Origin of the sequence: Streptococcus sp. HMSC066F01 (assembly GCF_001837335.1) — a bacterium.
Classification (GTDB): domain Bacteria; phylum Bacillota; class Bacilli; order Lactobacillales; family Streptococcaceae; genus Streptococcus; species Streptococcus oralis_S.
On the sequence record NZ_KV832082.1, the window covers coordinates 1 to 361 of the forward strand.

Here is a 361-nt window from a genome sequence, read left to right on the forward strand (position 1 = left end):
TTTTCTCTGAAATCCTATTGCGATTTCTTCTTCCTCCTTTTTTCTGAAATAGATGTATGTTAGTTTAGCAGTTCTTGTAACTCTTTCGAGAAAATTTCAGCAGTGGTATGATTTACTAATACATTCTTTACCTGTTGCTGTTTTGTCACAAGATACATACTTGGTATGGTTTGAACCTGTAAAAGATCGGCTGCGGACTGATCTTCGTCATAATAATACGGGAAAGTATATCCTTTTTCTTTGATATACTGATCAGCAGTTTCCTTTGTTTCTTTTCCTGGTTCGTTCATATTCAGAAGAACAAAATGAATTTGATCTCCATACTTTTCATACATCTGCTGAACAATGGGTAGTTGTTTCT

The 361-nt window shown here is 34.3% G+C and carries 1 protein-coding gene; it reads right to left on the bottom strand.

Features of this window, described 5'->3' with window-relative positions; all coding sequences use genetic code 11:
• Positions 1-59 precede the first annotated feature (59 nt).
• Positions 60-361: TlpA family protein disulfide reductase (locus tag HMPREF2655_RS02840; protein WP_142352108.1), on the bottom strand; the 302-nt coding region annotated here is incomplete at its 5' end.